Origin of the sequence: Paenibacillus sp. HW567, assembly GCF_000374185.1 — a bacterium.
In the GTDB taxonomy this organism is placed as follows: Bacteria; Bacillota; Bacilli; order Paenibacillales; family Paenibacillaceae; genus Paenibacillus_AQ.
The window spans coordinates 2,986,961-3,005,805 of the sequence record NZ_KB910518.1 but is presented as its reverse complement, the minus strand read 5'-3'; the positions used below and the strand labels follow the sequence as shown (position 1 = coordinate 3,005,805).

Sequence of the window (18,845 nt, the reverse complement as noted above, 5' to 3'; positions counted from 1 at the left end):
AGACAGATAAATATGCTTGTTGATCTGAAGCAAAATATAGATACGGATGAAGTGAAGGAGCTCTTGGGCTACGCCGTAATTGATGAGCCGGATGCGCTGTGGCGTGCTTCAGCCGAATACGGCAGCAAGGCGGCACAGCAGCTCTGCGGCTGGGAAGAAGAAGGGCTGCTGGTGGGATTGGTGGGTTTTGAAGAAACGGAGGATGGGTCCCTTGAAATCCGCCACATTGCCGTCCTCCCGGAGAACAGGGGCAAGGGTTATGCCCGCGGTATGATTCTGGAGCTGCTGGCGGCACGCAATCCGCGGTATTTGCTGGCCGAGACGGAGGATGAGATTGCCGCAGACTTTTACCGCAATCTGGGGTTCATGGTGTACAGTCTGGGAGAGAATCCTGCCGGAATTGAAATGTTCCGCTGCGTGTATGAGGTCGATGAAGCCGGGGACGAGGAATAAAAGGGACTGTACTATAAGCCATTTCGCATTTAGTTGCGGAGTGGCTTTTTTTTCAGAAAATGAATTGACTTTTTCAACAGATGATCATATAGTTTTACTGTGAAACTATTCTATACATGAACTATTTTTGCGGAAGGAGGTGCAACCTTTGAACAATGAGGCGCAGCTTTGGATTGACCGATATATAGATGCTTATATGATAGTGACCCGGCAAATTCAGGCACAGATCAAGGATAATATGACCGAAGGTCTGACCAACGACCAATTTCTGATTCTGCGGCTGATTAACAGCCAGGAGCTTTGTACTTCAACTTTTCTGGCGGAGGCAGTGGCCGTAGGAAAAAGCTCGATTACCGCGATTATCAACCGGCTGGTGGATGCCGGATTAATTGAACGGACCCGGGACGAGAGTGACCGCCGCCAAGTGTACCTATCGCTGACTGACAAGGGCAACCACAGCTATCAGACTGCGGAGAAGCAGGTGCAGGAGGTCATCTCCCCATATTTTTTTCATTTCGATAAGCAGGATATTGAGAAGTTCATTACGATGTTTGAGAGACTGGCATTTCTAATGCAGAAACAGGAGGTAAAGTCAATTGAAGACCATACTTAAAGCAAGATGGGCCATTATTGCCGTGTGGATCGCTGCAGCAGTTGTTTTAATTATGAATGCTCCGGCGATGTCCGATCTGGTGCGCGAGAAAGGGCAAATCTCCGTTCCAGCCGGTTATAACTCTACAAGAGCTACCGAAATAATGAATGAAGTGGCCAAGGCTAAAGGTGGGGAAACCCTGCACCAGGTTGCGCTTGTATTTAACAAGCCGGGCGGCCTTACCGCTGAGGATACAGCGAGCATTAAGCAGGGGATAGAGAAGCTTGCGGCGCAGAAGGATGCGCTGGAGATCGGCTCGATCACCGATCCTTTTTCCCAAGCGGAGTTGAAAGACACGCTGATTGCCAAGGACGGCAAGACGGTAATGGCTGCGCTGATGGTCAAGGGCGGGGATGAAGCTGTCAAAAAGCTGCCGGATCAGGTGGATAAGCTGCTGAGCGGTGTGAGCGCTGATCACTATCTGACCAGTGAAGGGCTGATTACAGAGGATACGATTGTCAGCTCGGAAGCCGGACTGAAGAAATCGGAATACATTACCGTTGTCTTTATTTTGCTGATTCTGTTCATCGTGTTCCGTTCGTTCGTAGCGCCGTTTGTGCCGCTGTTGACCGTGGGACTGAGCTATATTGTGTCCCAATCCGTGGTGGCGTTCCTCGTGGACCGCTATGATTTTCCTTTATCGACGTTTACGCAAATTTTTATGGTGGCCGTAATGTTCGGGATCGGGACGGATTACTGCATTCTGCTGATCAGCCGGTTCAAGGAAGAGCTGGCTACGGCTGAAGATACCAAGAGCGCCATTATGGCTACTTACCGCAAGGCGGGCGGCACGGTGTTCTACTCCGGGCTTGCCGTATTTGTCGGCTTCCTGGCAATCGGGCTGTCCAAATTTATGCTCTACCGGTCGGCGGTGGCAGTGGCTGTAGGGATAGCTGTGATGCTGCTCGCGCTCGTTACCGTGGTGCCATTCTTTATGGCGGTGCTGGGCAAAAAGCTGTTCTGGCCGTCACGCGGCAAGCTGGAGCACAGCGAGAGCCGGATTTGGGGGGCGGCAGGCTCCTTTTCCCTGAAAAGACCTTGGGCCGCGCTGCTGATTGTTGCGGTGATCGTGGTACCGTTTCTATTTACCTACAGCGGCAAGCTGTCTTTCAACAACATGGATGAAATCGGCTCGGACTATGCTTCGGTTAAAGGCTTCAATATTATCTCCGAGAGCTTCGGCCCAGGTGAATCCATGCCCGGCAAAATCGTGATTAAAAACGATGACCGCATGGACACTTCGGAGTATATAGGACTTGCGGAGAAAATCAGCCGTGAGCTGGAAAAGGTGGATGGCGTCAAAGCGGTGCGCAGCATGTCGCGGCCAACCGGGGAGCAAATCAATGACTTCCTGATCCCGACTCAAGTCGCTACCCTCACTGACGGGCTGAGCAAGAGCAATGAAGGGTTGACCAAGATTCAAACGGGTCTTGAAGAGGCGAGCAAGCAGCTTAAGGGAAATGAGCCGAAGCTGAATGAGGCGGTATCGGGCAGCGGGAAGCTGACAGAAGGCACGGCTGAGCTGAAAAAAGGGATCGACGCCCTGGGCGACGGCCTCTCGCGTATCGAGAAAGGCATCAATAGCGGCTCCGCCGGTGCCGGAGAGATCAAAGCCGGTCTGGCCCAGGCGGCAGCCAGCGCCAAGAAGCTGGCCGATGCCAATGCGGCGCTGCTGGAAGGCTACAAGAAAATCGGTGCAGGCCTGACAGCTCTGGACGGAGGGCTGGGGCAATTGCAGACCCAGCTTCAAGGGGTTGCAGCGGCACTGCAAGGTCTGGATGCTTCTTTTACCGGTCTGGAAGCGTCGCATCCTGATCTCCAGCAGGATGTGAACTACCAGACGATCAAAGGCACCGTAACGCAGAGCGGCACGGGAGCCGCGCAGCTTGCCGGAGGCCTCGGCCAAATCTCCGGGCAGCTTAAGGGTGCCGCGGCAGGCCTAAACGAGGCGAATGCCGGCTACGCCAAAGCGGCTGCCGGGCAGACCGCGCTGGCGCAAGGCCTTGATAAGCTGGTGGCGGGAATCGCCCAACTGCAATCCGGCCTAAAGCAGGCGGCAGCGGGCCAAGGCCAGATTGTTGACAAGATTCCGGCCATTTCCGGAGGGCTGAATGAGCTGCAGGGCGGACAACAGAAGCTGGCGGACGGCTTCGGAGAGCTGACCGGCCAGATCGGCCAGCTTACCAATGGACTCAGCGACAGTGCCGATGGTCTCAAGCAGATCACGGGCGGCCTTAATTCTGCGCAGGATTACCTCAAGCAGATTCAGAACGCCAAGGACGATGAGCTGAGCGGATTCCTGGTGCCGGAGGAAGCGATGAAAGAGGCTGACCTCCAGCGGGTATTCGATAATTACCTGTCCGGTGACCGGAAGGTAATGACGCTGGATGTAGTGTTCGCTGCGAACCCATACAGCGAGAAGGCGATCAACAGCATTGAAGGTGTCCAGGCCGCGGTAGACCGCGCTGTCAAAGGCACGAAGCTGGAAAATGCCGAAACGGCAATCAGCGGTGTGAGCAGCACCTTCAACGATCTGCAGAAAATATCCAATGCGGATTATACACGGACGGTTGTCCTGATGCTGGGCGGTATTTTCATCATCCTGGTACTGCTCTTGCGTTCGATTATTATGCCGCTGTATCTGATCCTCTCACTTTTGATTACCTACTTTAGTGCGCTTGGCATCACAGAGGCGATCTTTGTTCATTTGCTGAATTATTCCGGGATTACCTGGACCACGCCATTCTTCAGCTTCGTGATGCTGATTGCGCTAGGGGTGGATTACAGCATCTTCCTGATGGACCGCTTCAATGAGAACAAAACCTGGGATGTGCGTGAGGCCATTCTGCATGCCATGCGCAACATGGGTACGGTGATTCTGTCAGCCGTAGTCATTCTGGGCGGAACCTTTGCCTCCATGTATCCTTCCGGGGTGCTGTCCATGATGCAGATTGCAACAGTGGTGTTGTCCGGTCTTGCGCTGTATGCGCTCGTATTCCTGCCGTTCTTCGTGCCGGTTATGGTGCGGATGTTCGGCCGGGCCAACTGGTGGCCGTTCAGCGGATCAGCCTCTGATGACAAGTCGAACACGCTGGATATGTAATTTTAAATGCAAGCAGGGCATACCGAAAAGCAAGCTCCGGGTCAGGGGCTTGCTTTTTATTTAGGTAAATCTTCGATGTAACCTTTCCTCAAGTCAGCACATCTAATTAGCAGTCATGACGGCAAGAGAAGCGTTGCAGAATTCTGCAGGACAGGAGGCTGGCCTTTGAATACCGGGCTAGAGAAGCAAGTAAGGCGCGCGCAGAGAGGAAACAATGAAGCATTTATCCAGCTTGTTCAGGGGTTCGAGCTGCAGATGTATCAAGTGGCAAAATCTATTGTGAAAAAAGATGAAGACTGTGCGGATGCAATGCAGGAAGCAACATTAAAGGCGTTTAGATCTATCTCGGGCCTGAAGCAGCCGGAATTTTTCAAAACATGGCTTTTTCGCATTTTAATTAACGAATGCAATATGATTCTGCGCCGACGTGTTCAGACGGTGGCGATTACTGAGTCCCCATCAGAAATGAATAACCGGCTATCGGTGGCGGAGAGTATGGACCTGCGTACCGCTGTGCTCCAGTTGGAGGAAATTACGCGTAACATTGTGATTTTGCACTATTATCAAGGCTTTCCGCTACAGCACATTGCCGATCTGCTGGAAATTTCGGAGGGCGCTGTGAAAACCAGACTGCACCGGGCGAGAAAAACATTATATGAGTGGCTCGCGGACCCCGTGGAAAGGAAGATGAACGGATGAACCTGCAACAATTGGAGCAAGAGCTGGAGCAATTAAAAGATCAGAAAGACGAAGAGCTGCCGGAACTGGTCAGATTCCGTATGGATGCAACCTACCAGTCCCTGAATGACATAGCGGCCTTACCTCATTCTGCGTTCCGCAGACGAAGCTGGCTGCGCCGGATTCTGATTGCCGCCGCCAGTGTTGCCGCCGCAGTGATGTTGACGATCGGCCTGGGCTTTATTTCACCTGCAATGGCACAAACGCTGAAGCAGCTACCTTTTATGGAGAGTGTGTTCCGGCTTGCAGGCGACTCCGGGCTGAAGCAGGCGAGCGTTGCAGGGGTTACATCAGATACAGTGCAGAGTGTGACATACGGAGGAGTGACGCTGAGTGTATCAGAGCTGATGTATGACGGCAGCCGCTTGTCACTGGTGCTGACGAAGAAAGAAGCCGACAGCGGAAATCAGTCGTTCGCAGAAAGGTGGAATGCCCGGGATCGTCAATTGGGGATAGCGAATAATATTGATTTTTATATCAATGGGGAATTGGCGAATACGGCCTGGGGACTCTCTTCCGGGGGGGAAGCTGCGCCGGATTCCTTAATTGTTACGGCCTTGGAGTCGCCCGGACTGCATGTGCCTGAGGCGTTTAACTTTAAGATGGTGGTGTACCTTGCCGATATTGAACAATCCTTCACTTTTGAATTCCCGGTAATAAAGAAGACGCTCCAAAGTGTTGTGCTCACGCCTGAGGCAGTCCAAACCTTCGATCATATCAACCTGCATATTAAGCGCCTAGAGCTTAGCGGGACGACGATCCGGCTGATCACTGAGGTTAAGGGCGCACCCGGCCAGGATATCAAAGAGCTTCAGGAGGCGATTCCGGATAAATATAAGGCAACCGGATTTCTGAACCTGTTGTTTGAATTGATGAATGAACGGGGAGAGACAGCGGTGATGATTGGAGCTAACGGCAACGGGCAAGTGAATACCTTATCAAGCAGCACCAGCTATGAGCCTTTTACAGTTATGCCGAAGTCGGTTGTAGTTAAGCCATATATCATCTCGGGGGATGGCAGTAAGAAGTATATCCCTGAGCTCGAAATGACGATACCCGTAGAGTAAGCCAAAGAACCTCCGGTGCACATATGTACGTGCAGAACCGGAGGTTCTTTGGCTTATAGAGCTATGCAGCAGCAGGTCTAACGCAGCTTAGCAAAATAGCTGCGCAGCGCCCAGCCGCGTTCCTGGCGTTTCTTGTATTTGGGCAGCGAGCGGTAAACTGCCGTCGATTCGGTAAAAGCGCGTTTGGCATCTTCAGTTCTGCCCAGCGCCTTATACATGGAACCGGCCAAGTAGTAGGCTTCGCTGGAGGATGATTGGATCTCCTGAAACTGGCCTACATAATATAGAGCTTTATCCTGGTCAATGTTGCGGAAGGTTTCTGCAAGACGCAGATAAGGCTGACCATACTGGGCTTTGCGGTTAATATCCAGACCCTGCAGCATTTGCGCTTCCCCTTCGGCGAGCTGGCCCAGCTTGAGATTTACATAGCCAAGCTCCACCCAGTACTCAGCGGATTGCTCATAACGGTCAGCGATTTGCACAAGAAGCTCCTTGGATTCTGTATAACGCTTGCGTTCTGTAAGCAGTCTGGCCAAATCGAATTTGGACGACACATCGTTCGGATTCATGGAGATAGTAGTCCGCAATTTGGAAATCTGCCGGCTGCGGCGGAATGGCTTGGTGAAGCTGGGGAAGATACCGACATATCGGCGGTCCAGGAAATACAAGATAACGAATAGGATAATGATTGCAAGAAAAGGGTTGCCTACCAGACGGTATAGCAGTAAGAAACCAAAAAATTTTAACATGACTTCCCTCCGTTATAATTGTGTTTCCGAAAGCACTACTTTGTTAGAGCAGTAAGGCAGGGTAATTATACCATATCCTCCTATATTTCTGATTGCTATTTTTTGTACAGAAGTCTAAAGCTCATGGAATTGACACCCGGCGGGTTAGGAATTAAGCTGTGTGCATTACTATATCTTGGAGAGAAGGATGATTTATGGAGTCTGAGTTGGCAAAAGCAAGCTTGCGTCCGTTGGGACGTTCCTCATTGTCCGTTTCACCGCTTGGGCTGGGCTGCTGGCAATTTAGCCGGGGGAAAGGCATCGTTGGCGGGTACTGGAGCAACCTGGACGAATCCGACATTCTGGAGATCGTGAGGGTTAGTCTGGAGGGCGGCATGAACTGGGTTGATACTGCAGAGATTTACGGTGGCGGAAAATCGGAAGAGGCGCTGGCGCATGTGCTGGATCAACTGAAGAAGGAGGGCAGCCCCCACGCCGCTCCTGTGATTGCCACCAAGTGGTGGCCGCTCCTGCGTACCGCAAGCTCCATTACCGCCACAATTGATGAGCGCATCCGTTGTCTCGGCGGGCGGGAGATTGATCTGTACCAGATTCATCAGCCCTTCTCCTTATCCTCGATAGCCAGTGAGATGAAGGCGATGGCAGGGCTGGTGAAAGCGGGTAAAATCCGCTACGTCGGCGTCAGCAATTACTCGGCGAAGCAGATGACGGAAGCTCACCGGCTGCTGCAGCAATACGGTCTGCACCTCGTCTCCAACCAAGTGAAGTACAATCTGCTGGACCGTAAAATTGACCGGAATGGAACAATGGCAGCGGCAAAAGAGCTGGGCATTTCGATTATTGCCTATTCTCCGCTGCAGCAAGGGATTCTGACCGGGCGCTTCCACAAGGACCCTGCCCAGATAGGGGCCGTATCCCGTGTGCGGCGAATGCAATCCGGTCTTGACGAGAAGAGTATGGCCCGCAGCAAGCCCTTGATTGACAGCTTGACGGTGCTCGCCGATAAATACACGGTTACCCCTGGACAGATTGCCCTGAACTGGCTGATTCATTACAACGGAGATACGGTGGTTGCCATCCCGGGTGCTTCCAAGGCCCGTCATGCCCGGGAGAACATTGGGGCAATGAGCTTCCGGCTGACCCAGGATGAGCTGGAGCATCTGAATGGAGCCTCCTGGTCAGCGCTGAAATAGAGGAAGTCATGCCCTAATCATAGTGTAAATTCAATTGGTACGTTTACAACCTCCGTCCCGGTATTGGGGCCGGAGGTTTGTTACGTTCATATGCATTGAAACTGTTTAGGATGGGCAGAAGCGGGGTATATAGGAGATAAGACGCTGCGCAGATGCGCAAAATGATCAGATCCTACGAAGGAGGTTGAATTGATATGAATATGACGGTACATAATCTTATGGCTTTCAATCATCATTATTTCAGACCTCAGCCCGTGGCTGATGCTAAACCTCAACTATCCGGTGATAAGACGCTGAGCTTTCAGGATGTGCTGAATGAGAAGCTGAAGGCATTTAGCGAAATCAAGAAATAGCAGAGCAGTCTATAGTGCATTTAAGGGTATATAAATATAGAAGCCGGACAATTCGACCTTGTGGTCAAATGTCCGGCTTTTTGGTGCAAATATATAGAGCTTATTTTCCTTAGCTGTCTAGGTTGGTTGCTCCGAAATGATTGCCGTCGGGATCGCAGAAGCCGAAGCCGCCGAACCCGTCACTTCCGTTAAAATAATGAATGTCGGTTGCAGTTACCCCGTTTTCAATCAGATAATGGCGAAAGCTTTCCAACTCCGGCACATAGAAATCAATGATTCCGTGGGTGGTGCCGGTATTGCCGTTCAGGAAGCTCAGCTGCTCTGCCTCATCGCCTGCAGCTACAAGATATAACTGCGGAGCACCAGGAGCGCCCGGGAGCTGAAGCATTGCATCTTGCTCGGACTCATGCTGAATCTGGACACCCAGAAACTTCACATACCACTCGGTGGCTTGCTCAATCAGGGTGACAGGAATTTCAAGTGTGGCAATGGTCTTTACGAATGGGTTCGCCATGATGGATTCACTCCGTTTCGTTAGGGTCTGACTTCATAGAATTGGCAGCTCTGGCGTGAGTAGTAGGTCAAATCGCTGACCCTTGACTGGATCACAACCTCCGAATCCGTGAAGCGGACAACGGTGGCCCCTGAATTCACCAGATGATCATCCTGGAAGACCCGTACCGGCAGCTTGCGGTCTACGGCCTCCTGCAGATCACTGTCGGTGTACAATGGGCGGTTGATAGGCATGGATGTAATCTCCTTTTGATATTATAAGGATAAAGTATAGGGTGAAACTTATACTTTCTTATATTTTAAAAATAGTATACCTGTGCGCAGCAGAGAAATCCAGAAGCCCGGAAGTCTGGAGGAGAGTCCTCAGCGTGCCGGTCAAATTGTAAAAATCCCCTTTCGCAAGAATTTCCACCATAAATCGGAAGTTTGCCTCCTCAAAAAAATAGATTGCCTACTGTACACTAAGTTTTGTAAGAGAAACTTTTGAGAGGGGTACAGAGAATGAAAAAGGCAAAGAACCTAGCGGTGACGCTTGCTGCCGTTCTGCTCGTCGGTTCGCTGGCAGGATGCGGAGGCAGCAACAACGCCGGGAACAACGCAGCAAAAGATAATTCGGGTAACACGGCAAAAAGCTCAGACGCACCTGCTACTGAAAAGGCTGCAGATCCTGCTGAGAAGATTGAGCTCTCCTTCTGGACGCTCGGTAACGTCAACTACGAAGATCTGGCGAAAGAGTACACCAAACAACACCCGAACATTACAATTAAGATTCAGAACACCGGTGACCAGACAGCGCACCACAACAACCTTACGACAGCTTTGTCGGCCGGTTCGGGCGCACCTGATATTTTCCAACTTGAAATCGGTTTCATGGAACGCTTTATCAGCGCTCAGGACAAATTCTATAACCTGAATGACTACGGCGCCAAGGATATTCAGGCCAACTATCTGGACTGGAAATGGAAGCAGGCTTCTTCGAAGGATGGCAGCTTCCAATTGGGCCTGCCGACAGATATCGGACCTACGGTTGTATACTATCGTACAGATTTGGCTAAAGCAGCCGGACTGCCGGATGATCCGGACGGCTTCGGCAAAGCCATTGATACTTGGGATAAATTCGCTACTGTAGCCAAAGCGTACAAGGACAAAATCGGCAAGCCGTTTGTCGATCTGACAGATCTGACTTATAACGCCCTGCGTGACCAATCTGCCGATGAAATTTATTTCAGCAAAGCGGATGGCTCATTTATCGGCGACAAGAATCCTCAGGTCAAAAAAGCTTATGACTTCACGGTAAAAGGCATTCAGGAAGGCTGGATCAGCAATGTTATGCTGTGGTCTCCTGAGTGGGGTCAAGGCATGAGCGACGGTCTGTTCGCAGTTGTTATGGGACCAGCCTGGATGGCCGGTAACATTAAGAGCAATGCGCCGGATTCCTCCGGCAAGTGGAAAATTGCCCAGCTTCCTGAAGGCGCCGGCAACTGGGGCGGTTCCTTCATCACCCTGCCGAAGGAGGGCAAGCATCCTAAGGAAGCTTATGACTTCATCCAATGGATGGTTAACAAAGACAACCAGCTTGAATCATTCAAGACCAAAGGTCTGATGCCTTCCATTCCTGCACTGTATGAAGATCCGGCATTTAAGGACTTCAAGGATGATTTCTTCGGCGGTCAGCAGACTGCAGTTGAATTCGGTAAATCGGCAAACCGCGTAAAACCTGTATACTATGGTCCTCTGCATGACCAGACCGATACCTTCTTCAAAAATGCGCTGAAAAACGTGCTTGAGAAGAAAGCCGATCCGGCCAAAGAGTGGGATGAAGCGGTTAAACAGGCGAAGACTTTGGCAGAACGCGGCTAAGTCCTTCCATTAAGGTTTTGGTGTTCATGATCGTCCGGATTCATGGGGGGCAGTATCCTCTATGAGTCCGGATTTAAAAATGTAATTTTCCTTGGAGGTGTGACATGGCTGAACCCGTACTCGTGAGTCCGCATGCCGAGAGCAAACGCCCCTTTTTAACTGAACAAAGACGGAGCCGCATTACTGCGTATACCTTTATTTCTCCGTTCTTTATTCTGTTCTCGATATTCGGACTGTACCCGATTTTCTTCACAATTTATTTATCCTTCTTCAAATGGGATGCACTGGGACCCATGAAATACGTCGGCTTGAAAAACTATGATCTGGTGACGAGCGATCCCACCTTCTGGATCTCCTTCTCCAACACGCTCATTATGGGCCTCATGGGAACCGTGCCCCAGCTTATTATTGCCCTGCTGCTGGCGGTGCTGCTGCACTCCGGCATGACCAAGTTCAAGAAAACGTTCCGCATTCTCTATTTCATGCCGAATATCACTTCTATCGTTGCTGTTACCCTCGTGTTCAGCACATTGTTCGGCAACAACGGGATGATTAACTGGATGCTGAACGGCCTGGGCCTGGATAGCATGGCTTTCAACTCCGGCTGGTGGGGTGTCAAAATCGCCATTTCCTCGATGGTCATGTGGCGCTGGACGGGCTATAACGCGATCATCTTCCTCTCCGGCCTGCAGAGCATACCGACGGATCTCTATGAAGCGGCCCGCATCGACGGAGCGAACAGAAGACAGCAGTTTACGTTTATTACAATGCCGCTGCTGCGTCCGTTCATTGTTTTTGTTACCCTGCTCTCAACAATTGGCGCCCTGCAGCTCTTCACCGAGCCATACGTATTTCTGGGCCAATCCGGAACCGGATCGACACGGCAGGAAGGGATTACGATGGTTACTTACCTGTACAGCGAGGCGTTCCGCAACGGATTCTTTGGTACGGCGGCGGCTACGGCGGTTCTGCTGTTCCTCGTCACGATTATTTTCTCCTTGCTTAATATGCTGGCTTCAAGCCGCATGGGTGGAGATACAGGAGGGAAAAAAGCGTGAGCACACTGCGTATGACGAAAAAGAAACCGGACGATCTCGGCCTGTTCGGAAAATTCTGGTTCTATGTTCTAATGGTGATCGGAGCGCTGGTGTCCGTGTTCCCGTTCTACTGGATGTTTGTTGTAGGTACCAATGAAAAGGGCGCTGTCTTCCATGTGCCTCCGCTGCTGACCATAGGCGATCAGTTCATTATTAACTTCAAGCGTGTGCTGGATAAGGCGGATTTCTTCCAGGCGCTGGGCAATTCCGTGTTTGTTGCGACGATGGTGACGGTCTCGGTCGTATTCTTCTGCACGCTGGCCGGCTATGCGTTTGCCAAATATGAGTTTCCGCTCAAAAATGTGCTGTTCTACTTCGTTATCGCGACTCTGTTCGTTCCACAGCAGCTTGGTGTACTCCCAACCTATGTTATTATGGCGAAGCTGCACTGGATTGATAGCTTCAAAGCGCTGATTGTGCCGGCGATGGTGAATGCCTTCGGGATCTTCTGGATGCGCCAATACATCTCCACAGCCGTACATACGGAGCTGATTGAGGCGGGCCGGATCGACGGCGGCGGACACTTCCGTATCTTCTGGAACATCGCCATTCCGGTCATTACCCCGGCGATGGCTACGCTCGGCATTCTGAATTTCATGACCGTATGGAATGATTTCTTCTGGCCGCTGGTCGTTCTCAAGAACAAGGAGCATTTTACGATTCAGATTGCGCTCCAGCAGCTCTTCAGCAACCGTGACGGTCTGGATTATGGAATGATCATGTCTGCTACCTTTACGGCTACGCTGCCGCTGCTCATTGTCTTCCTGCTCTTCAGCCGCTGGGTTATTGCCGGACTGACCTCCGGTGCGGTTAAGAGCTAAACACGTTTATTTGGATGTAAAAGGAAATCGGGATTGCCGTGAAGAATAATAAGGACATAGGACAGCAGGAGGAAGGGAACGGGTGTATGAAGCTCCGGCGCAAAATTTTGTTCGCTATTATTCTTCTCGTGTTCATCCCTGTCATTGTGATGGGAAGCGTTACGTATGTTAATTTTTCCAATGCTATGGAGAAGAAATCCAGTAATTTCTATTGGATCTCGCTTCTCGAAACGGACCGCAAGCTGAAGTTTGCGCTTAGTGAAATTTCTTCCATAACCAATTCGGCCATCACACAGCCGGCGATTCAGCAGTCTCTGAAGCAGCCGGATTTTGTGCTGACCTATGACCGCAAGCAGGAAATCAATAACCTGCTGATTAATCATCCGATGATTACCTCGTTTAGCCTTTACGGCAAGGACCGTCTGCTGTATCAATACAACGCCCCTATGTCCTTTGCGGATATGCGTAAGCAGGTCTGGTATGGGGCCATGGAGAGCGCCGAAGGGCGGCCCGTCTGGTCCGGTCCGGGGGAGAACGGCTCCGAATCTTCAGGGAACCCGGTGCTGGTACAGGCCAGAATCATTAAGGATTATTATTCGCTGGAGGATATCGGGTATCTCGTCGTGTATGTAAAGCCGGATTTGCTTGATCAAATTTTCTGGGAAGCCAACACGCTGAAGAAGGGAGATATACTGCTTGTCAACAAGCAGGGGAATATCGTCTTTGACAAATCGGGTGAACACATCGGGCAGCGCACGGATTTTCCTTTTTTACAAGATCATTATACCCAGGAGAAGGACTATTACATTGACTATTATCAAGGGGAGAAATCTCTGATTACTTTCCTGCCTTCACATAATTCGGACTGGTATTTGGCGGCCATTACACCGATGAATCTGATTTCCTCGGAGTCGGTGTCGATCCGCAACATCGCCCTTATTCTGGGTACGATTTCCCTGGTGTCCGCTTTTTTCTTCGACCATTATTTCGTGCGAAGGCTTGTGCGCAGCATTAACAGCGCGGTGAATGGGATGAAGCGAGTAAAGCAGGGGATCTTCACACCGATTTCGATGCCGCTGCATGCCGATGATGAAAGCGATTCACTGATAGACGGCTTTAACCGGATGAGCTCACAGATCAGCGAGCTGATCGGGCAGGTGCAGACCGAGCAGGGCCGCAAGAAGGAAGCGGAAATGCAGGCGCTCATGGCGCAGATTAATCCGCATTTTATCTATAACTCGCTGGAGTCGATCAACTCTATGGCAGTGCTGGCCGGCAACAAGGATATCAGCAAAATGGTTGTCTCGCTCGGCAGGCTGCTGCGCATCAGCATTAGCCAGAATCAGGAGCTGATTCCGCTGCAAATGGAGTTTGAGCATGTCCGCCATTATCTCGATATCCAGAAGTTCCGTTTTGAAGACAAGTTCTCCTATGCGCTGAAGCTTCCCGATTCGTTAAAAAATCTAAGGACGCAGAAGCTGATTGTCCAGCCGATTGTAGAGAACGCTTTATACCACGCCATTGAACAGATGGAGGAGCATGGTGTGATCACCATCGAAGCCGAGGAGACCGGGAAGGATATCATCATTATCGTCAAGGACAACGGGCCGGGCTTTGATCTTGTAACCCTAACCAGTCTGTGGGACAAGGAACCGAGTAATCCGAAGAAATACAGCGACAGCGGCGTGGGCCTGAAAAATGTGCATGAGCGCCTGAAAATCCGGTTCGGCAATCCCTATGGCATTATAGTCTGTTCATCCCCGGGCTTCGGTTCGACCATCTGCATCCGTATACCGAAAATTCAGCCATGACAGGAGGACGCAGGATGAAAAAGAAGCAAAGAGCCGTAAGGTGGCTAAGCAAATGGGGCTGGATATTCCTCTACATTATGCTGATGTCAGGCGCGGTGTTTTATATTCTGCACGGGGGCAGAGAACCGATTGAGAGCAGCACGGAGGAGAAAATAACGCTGACCTTCCGCCATTTCTGGATCAAGGAGCATGACCGGCCGCTGCTGGCGATCTTCGAGGAGGTTGTGAAGGAGTACCAGAAGGCGCATCCCAATGTGAAAGTGAATTTTGAGGGCCTGGACCAGACCATCCACCGCGAGCAAAAGCTCAAAAGCGAGATGGTTACAGGAACGCCGCCGGATATGTTTGTGCTCTTCGGGGGTGCGGAGATCGAGCCTTATGTGCGTTCCAACCGGCTCATGGATTTAACGGAGTTCACTGAGGAGAACGGCCTGAAGAATCAGTTCAAGGACCTTCATCTATGGACGTTTAACAATCATATTTACGGGCTGCCCATCGAAGGGAATGCAGAGCCGCTGTATTTTAACAAAAATATTTTTGGTAAGCTGGGGATTAAAGCTCCTGAGACGGTTAAAGAGCTGGATCAGGCGATTCTGCAATTGAAGAGGGCCGGTTATATTCCTTTTGCGCTCGGAAATGAGGACCGCTGGCCCGCCGGAATATTCGCCCATTATTTAATGGACCGTTATGCCGGACCCGACCTGATCCAGAAGCTGGTCACCGGGAAGGATGGAGCCAGCTTTCAGAACAGCGCGTATACAGAGGCCTTTAAGCATCTTAATAAGTGGATATCCGAAGGGGCATTCAGTCCTTCATCGAATGATCTGTCAACGGAGAATGCAGTCATGCTGTTCACCAGCGGGAAAGCCGCCATGTATCTGAACGGGAACTGGGACATTAACCTGTTCTCTGGAGACACCGCCCCTGTTGACTTTCAGAATCAGGTGGGTGTAATTCCTTTCCCCGCCCTAAAGAGCGGAGAAGAGCCTTCAATGGCGGGCGGGTATACGATTGGGATCGGACTCTCCTCCAGTCTGAGCGGAGCTAAGCGGGAAGCGGCGCTTGCGCTGCTCAAGGGATTTTATACCAAGGAAATCCAGACGCGGATTGTCTATGAAGGCTTAAGAATTCCATCTATGCGGATTCCCTTTGATCCTAAGAAGACGGGCCCGGTATTTGCCCAGGTCATGGGGATCATGGAAGACAACCGGATGAGCTTCGTGCCGTATGACAATCTGATGTCGCCGGAGGTCAAGAAAACATTCCTGAGTGTCATTGAAGAGATGATTGATGGTGGGCTGCAGGCGGATCAGGCGCTGGAGCAGTTGCAGTCCGCATCGAAGCAGTACTGGAACTTGATTCAGAGCTCGACCATTCAATAAACCTGGGGGGTGCCCTGAGATGTGTGCTCAACATGAGAAATATAAAGTATTGCTGGTGGATGATGAGCCGATCATATTGCGCAGTTTGAAGGTAGCGATTCCGTGGGAGGAGCTGGGCCTGACAATCGCGGGCGAAGCGAGGAACGGGGAAGTGGCGCTGCGGTTAATTGAAGAGACGGCGCCGCAGATTATCATCAGCGATATCCGCATGCCGGTTATTGACGGCATCGCATTGATGAAGGAGGTGCTGCCCCGGAGCAGCCGGCTGATCTTTATCTTCATCAGCGGCTACGGGGAATTCGAATATGCCCGGGAGGCGTTGCGGCAGGGTGCATTTGATTATTTGCTGAAGCCGATTGATCACGATGAATTGACGGAAATGCTGACCCGGGCCAAAGCCAAGCTCGACCGCCAGAAAGAAAATGAACAGATGCTGCTCTCGGTGCAGACCTTGTCCATGCTGGCCCGGGAGCGGATGCTCGCTGAGTTTACGCAGGGCAATCCGCGGCCGCTGCAGCACCTGAAATGGCTGGAGAACAGCGAGCTGGAGGGTGAATATTTCATGGCGGTAGTCCGTCTGGACGATTACTCGGCCCTTACGGCACAGTGGAGTGCGGAGGAGAAACGGCTCTGGCTGTTCGCGGTGCGTAATATTCTTGAAGAATGGTCGCTAGAGAATGGCGTGCTCTCCGTCTTCCCTTTCTATAATGGAGAGTGGATATTGCTATTTCCCGGGAGTCTTGGCAGTGTTAAAAGAGAGCTTGGCGAGCAGTTGATTGCCGGCATCAAAAGATATTCCAAGCTGGTCTGCTCAGTCGGAATCAGCCGGAGCACACGGGGGATTAACCAATTGAGCACGGTGTACCCGCTCGCCAGCAAAGCCCTGTATCAGCGCTTCTACTCTGGTCAGGCGGGAGTGTTCATTGATGAGGAGACGCCGGTGAGCGGCAGCCGGGAGGTGAAGTATCCAAAGGAGCTGGAGCTTGCGCTGATCGAGAGTATCCGTACCCTGAATCTGGAGCGGATGCTGGGTCTGTTCGATGAAATGGCCGCTTTTATTGAAGCCCAGAGTCTTCCGCAGGAGCTGGCCGAGCGGCTGATTATTGAAATGATCGTTGTGCTGTACAGACAATTCGAGCACTTGAATATGCACTCCGACTGGTCGCTGGAGGGTCTGCTCAGCAGACTGCACGGGCTGGGTACGCTCTCCTCCATGATTGCCGCGCTGAAGATCGAATTCCGCGAGTGGATGCTGGAGAGCAGCAAGACAACCTCCCGTGAGGACGGGCGGAGCGTGGTGGAGAAGTCCAAACGGTATATCGAGGCCAATTACCACAAGGATCTCAGCATCGAAGAGGTCGCGGAGGTGGCCGATCTGAGCATCAGCCATTTCTGTACACTGTTCAAGCAAATCTCCGGCTATACCTTCCTGGAGTTCGTGACCCACTGCCGGATGGAGAAGGCCAAATATATTCTGGGCAGCAGCAATGTTAAGGTCTATCAGGTAGCGCCGCTGGTCGGCTATCAGGACCCGCGCTACTTTACCCAGGTGTTCAAAAAAGCAACCGGAAAAACGCCGACGGAATACCGCGAGGAGCATGCCCAGCAGGCGAACTAACCTCTACTTGCCAATAAGCACGAGTAATCACAATCTATCCTTTATGTGAAGCGTCCAGTTATGTTTCCGGCGCTTGGCCTAAAGGATTTTTTGCGTCCAATCGGAGCTGAAAAATAAACAAATTAGATGTTTGTTTAATTAAATATAGACAAAATAACTAAATGTCTATATATTAATAGACGTATCGACAATATGTTTATTTTGTTGGAGGGATATTGAAGTGTTGAGGAACAGGTATGTGCGGACGATAGTGTTGTCCAGAGTATTGCTGCAGCTTGGTGTGTGGGTGCGGAATTTTGCCATTCTGCTGTATGTAACAGAAATTACAAATAATGACCCGTTTTATGTATCCCTGATTTCAGTGGCAGAATATGCCCCGATCTTTCTGTTTGCGATTGTCGGGGGAACCTTCGCTGACCGCTGGCGTCCGAAAAGAACGATGATCCTAAGCGATGGGCTCTCGGCGGTGTCTGTCCTGGTTGTGCTTCTCGTGGTGGCGGGGGGGTCATGGAGAGTTCTGCTGCTGGCTACGTTTGCCTCCGCTGTTCTATCACAGTTCTCGCAGCCTTCGGCGATGAAGCTCTTCAAGCAGCATGTGCCGGAAGATCAGCTTCAGCGCGTGATGGCGATGTTCCAGTCGCTGACAGCATTCTTTATGGTAATTGGTCCGGTGGTGGGTGCTTATATTTATCAGCATTACGGGATTGAGGTCTCTCTGGTCATTATGGCGGCAATGTTTACCGGCTCGGCGCTGATTCTCAGCAGGCTGCCTAAGGATGCAACCGGGAGCGGCGAAGGGGTGCGGAGCGGGATTATTGCAGAGGTGGCAGCGGGACTGCGCTATGTGCGCTCCAGCAGCGTGCTGAAGAATCTGGGAGCAGCGTTTGCTTTCGCAGGGCTGGCGGCGGGATTGATTCAACCGCTTGGCGTGTTTGTCATTATCGAGAATCTGGGCAAGGACAGCGGATTCCTGCAATGGGTGATGATGGCGAATGGGGCTTCCATGCTGGTCGGAGGTGCGCTCATTATGGCAGCCGGCCACAAGGTGAAGCCGCAAATCATGCTTGCTGCAGGCTTGCTTGCGAGTGCCTTTGGAACCATAGGCGTAGGCTGGTCACACCAGGTTGTGCTGACCATTGTGCTTCAGACGCTGGCCGGATTCTTTTATCCCTGCATCCACATTGGCATCAATACGCTGCTTGTGCAAAATACGGAGAGTGCTTATATGGGGCGGGTTGGCGGTATTATGGGTCCCTTGTTTATGGGTTTTATGGTCATCGGCATGTCTATTGCGGGGTATTTGAAGGAACTCTTCTCGCTGTTCACGGTATTTGCCGGAAGCGGAGTGCTGTTCCTGATCGCGATGCTGGTTCTGCTGCCAATGCTCCGGAAGAAGGACAAGAGGTCTGTACGATCCATGTCCTCCTAATGAATG

Annotated in this window: 17 protein-coding genes; 14 read left to right on the top strand and 3 right to left on the bottom strand. The window is 51.4% G+C overall.

Annotated features, from left to right (window positions below; translation table 11 throughout):
• Window positions 1–12: 12 nt before the first annotated feature.
• The 5 genes from B212_RS0113655 to B212_RS0113635 all read left to right on the top strand — a co-directional run bounded on the left by B212_RS0113655 (window position 13) and on the right by B212_RS0113635 (window position 6,013).
• Window positions 13–453 (top strand): GNAT family N-acetyltransferase, encoded by a 441-nt coding sequence (locus B212_RS0113655; protein WP_019911382.1) that lies wholly within the window; start codon window positions 13–15, stop codon window positions 451–453.
• Between the two features lie 148 nt (window positions 454–601).
• A complete protein-coding gene (locus tag B212_RS0113650) occupies window positions 602–1,066 on the top strand; it encodes a MarR family winged helix-turn-helix transcriptional regulator (RefSeq protein ID WP_019911380.1) in 465 nt (154 codons plus the stop codon).
• Window positions 1,050–4,208 carry an MMPL family transporter gene (locus tag B212_RS0113645; RefSeq protein WP_019911379.1) on the top strand — a complete coding sequence of 1,053 codons (3,159 nt, stop codon included), beginning with the start codon at window positions 1,050–1,052 and terminating at the stop codon, window positions 4,206–4,208. The genes B212_RS0113650 and B212_RS0113645 overlap by 17 nt, the downstream gene beginning before the upstream one ends.
• A gap of 165 nt (window positions 4,209–4,373) precedes the next feature.
• Window positions 4,374–4,907, top strand: a complete 534-nt coding sequence (locus tag B212_RS0113640) for a sigma-70 family RNA polymerase sigma factor (RefSeq protein WP_019911378.1) — start codon at window positions 4,374–4,376, stop codon at window positions 4,905–4,907.
• Window positions 4,904–6,013 (top strand): DUF4179 domain-containing protein, encoded by a 1,110-nt coding sequence (locus tag B212_RS0113635; RefSeq protein WP_019911377.1) that lies wholly within the window; start codon window positions 4,904–4,906, stop codon window positions 6,011–6,013. The genes B212_RS0113640 and B212_RS0113635 overlap by 4 nt, the downstream gene beginning before the upstream one ends.
• A 77-nt stretch (window positions 6,014–6,090) precedes the next feature.
• Here B212_RS0113635 and B212_RS0113630 read toward each other — a convergent pair whose 3' ends face one another.
• Window positions 6,091–6,762: a tetratricopeptide repeat protein gene (locus tag B212_RS0113630; RefSeq protein WP_019911376.1), complete on the bottom strand. Its 672-nt coding sequence runs from the start codon at window positions 6,760–6,762 to the stop codon at window positions 6,091–6,093.
• 194 nt (window positions 6,763–6,956) lie between these two features.
• On the opposite strand from B212_RS0113630, the gene B212_RS0113625 reads away from it, so the two are divergent.
• Window positions 6,957–7,955, top strand: a complete 999-nt coding sequence (locus tag B212_RS0113625; protein ID WP_019911375.1) for an aldo/keto reductase — start codon at window positions 6,957–6,959, stop codon at window positions 7,953–7,955.
• A 194-nt stretch (window positions 7,956–8,149) separates the two neighbouring features.
• Window positions 8,150–8,308, top strand: a complete 159-nt coding sequence (locus tag B212_RS35010; RefSeq protein WP_019911374.1) for a hypothetical protein — start codon at window positions 8,150–8,152, stop codon at window positions 8,306–8,308.
• 109 nt (window positions 8,309–8,417) lie between these two features.
• On the opposite strand, the gene B212_RS0113615 is transcribed toward B212_RS35010, so the two are convergent.
• A complete protein-coding gene (locus B212_RS0113615) occupies window positions 8,418–8,822 on the bottom strand; it encodes a VOC family protein (RefSeq protein ID WP_019911373.1) in 405 nt (134 codons plus the stop codon).
• A 20-nt stretch (window positions 8,823–8,842) separates the two neighbouring features.
• A complete protein-coding gene (locus tag B212_RS0113610; protein ID WP_019911372.1) occupies window positions 8,843–9,055 on the bottom strand; it encodes a hypothetical protein in 213 nt (70 codons plus the stop codon).
• A gap of 267 nt (window positions 9,056–9,322) precedes the next feature.
• Between B212_RS0113610 and B212_RS0113600 the strand changes: the two genes are divergently transcribed.
• The 7 genes from B212_RS0113600 to B212_RS0113570 all read left to right on the top strand — a co-directional run bounded on the left by B212_RS0113600 (window position 9,323) and on the right by B212_RS0113570 (window position 18,839).
• Window positions 9,323–10,681, top strand: coding sequence for an ABC transporter substrate-binding protein (locus B212_RS0113600; protein ID WP_019911368.1), 1,359 nt, complete (start codon window positions 9,323–9,325; stop codon window positions 10,679–10,681).
• A gap of 104 nt (window positions 10,682–10,785) precedes the next feature.
• Window positions 10,786–11,739 carry a carbohydrate ABC transporter permease gene (locus B212_RS0113595; RefSeq protein ID WP_019911367.1) on the top strand — a complete coding sequence of 318 codons (954 nt, stop codon included), beginning with the start codon at window positions 10,786–10,788 and terminating at the stop codon, window positions 11,737–11,739.
• Window positions 11,736–12,599: a carbohydrate ABC transporter permease gene (locus B212_RS0113590; protein ID WP_019911366.1), complete on the top strand. Its 864-nt coding sequence runs from the start codon at window positions 11,736–11,738 to the stop codon at window positions 12,597–12,599. The genes B212_RS0113595 and B212_RS0113590 overlap by 4 nt, the downstream gene beginning before the upstream one ends.
• An 86-nt stretch (window positions 12,600–12,685) precedes the next feature.
• Window positions 12,686–14,410, top strand: a complete 1,725-nt coding sequence (locus B212_RS0113585; RefSeq protein ID WP_019911365.1) for a cache domain-containing sensor histidine kinase — start codon at window positions 12,686–12,688, stop codon at window positions 14,408–14,410.
• 14 nt (window positions 14,411–14,424) lie between these two features.
• On the top strand, window positions 14,425–15,792 hold the full coding sequence (locus B212_RS0113580; RefSeq protein WP_019911364.1) for an ABC transporter substrate-binding protein: 1,368 nt from the start codon (window positions 14,425–14,427) through the stop codon (window positions 15,790–15,792).
• Between the two features lie 19 nt (window positions 15,793–15,811).
• A complete protein-coding gene (locus tag B212_RS0113575) occupies window positions 15,812–17,410 on the top strand; it encodes a response regulator (protein ID WP_019911363.1) in 1,599 nt (532 codons plus the stop codon).
• Between the two features lie 220 nt (window positions 17,411–17,630).
• Window positions 17,631–18,839, top strand: a complete 1,209-nt coding sequence (locus tag B212_RS0113570) for an MFS transporter (protein ID WP_019911361.1) — start codon at window positions 17,631–17,633, stop codon at window positions 18,837–18,839.
• The last annotated feature ends 6 nt before the right edge of the window (window positions 18,840–18,845 follow it).